The following is a 1168-nucleotide window of genomic DNA, read 5'->3' as shown; positions in this document are numbered from 1 at the left end:
GTAGATTAACATATTTATTATCAAATAATTAAAACCAAGAAATATGAAAAAATTAATAATCCTCATGTTACTCATCCTCCCTTTACATAACCAAGTAAAGGCACAAGAAAACGAAGTAGATGCTTCTAGACCAACAAACTTATACACTCAAATAAATACAGTTTTTGAGTATCAACATCACGAATCAGGTGGTGAAGTTTATGGAACAAGAATAAACGTACAATACACTTTTGATCCAGATAATTTAATATTAGTAGAATTCCCGTTATTATACAATGCAGACACAGATAAATTTGGGTTATCAGATACACGAATAAGATATTTTCATGCTGCAAAAAGAGACATCTCCAAAACGTTAATTGCCATTGCTCCCTATGCAGATATTTCTATCCCAACAGGAAGTTTTGAAAATGGCTTAGGTACAAGTACCTGGAGCCTATCTGCCGGAGTTGTTGCTGGATTAGCATTAAGTGAAAAAATTGCACTATTTCCTGGTATAGGCTATGTACACATTACAGAACCAAGTGATTATGACGGAGATTCACATAATGGTATTAATTTACAAACCAATATGAGTGTTAAATTTAATCAAAGATCATTTGTTTTTATTAACCCAATAGTAACCATATTAAACGACACGATTTGGTCTGGAGAGTTTAACTATAATTATATGGCTAAACCTGGTAAATTAAAACTAAATATTGGGTATTTCCCTATCTTCACAAACGATATCCACACCATAAGAACAGGTGCCACCTTTTATTTCTAAAATTGAACCATTAACTAATTCAAAAACCAAATAATTATGAAACATAAAATAGTATTACTTGCAAGCATACTTTTAATAGTATCTGCTTGTAAAAACGACACTAAAAAAGTAGAACCCGTAGCCGAGCCCTACCAATTAAACCAAACCATTTATTATAATGGCGAAATTGTAACTATGGAAGGTGAAGAAGGCAGTACCGCAGAAGCTGTTGTTGAAAGAGAAGGAAAAATAGTTTTTGTAGGAAGCAAAGAAGAAGCCTTCGCAAAATTTGAAGGGAAAGCAAAAGAACACGATTTACAAGGAAACACAATGTTTCCTGGTCTTATTGAGCAGCACTTACATCCATTTTTAGGTGCACTTACCTTAAGTGATCCTGTAATTGCTCCTGGAGACTGGGAG

1 protein-coding gene and 1 pseudogene are annotated in these 1168 nt (G+C 33.5%); both read left to right on the top strand.

Going from position 1 to position 1168, the window contains the following annotated elements:
• Positions 1-43: 43 nt before the first annotated feature.
• The gene (locus OU788_RS12365) at positions 44-769 is read left to right on the top strand and encodes a transporter (protein WP_274635443.1); all 726 of its coding nucleotides are present in this window, start codon (positions 44-46) and stop codon (positions 767-769) included.
• Between the two features lie 36 nt (positions 770-805).
• Positions 806-1168 (top strand): annotated as a pseudogene (locus OU788_RS12360) (hypothetical protein); the annotation flags it as partial.

Origin of the sequence: Tenacibaculum sp. L6 (assembly GCF_028823685.1) — a bacterium.
Classification (GTDB): domain Bacteria; phylum Bacteroidota; class Bacteroidia; order Flavobacteriales; family Flavobacteriaceae; genus Polaribacter.
This window is presented reverse-complemented; position numbering and strand designations above follow the sequence as displayed.

What these genes read in the sequence shown, in the direction of transcription:
- OU788_RS12365 (WP_274635443.1), top strand. Translation starts at nt 44, where the DNA reads ATGAAAAAATTAATAATCCTCATGTTACTCATCCTCCCTTTACATAAC.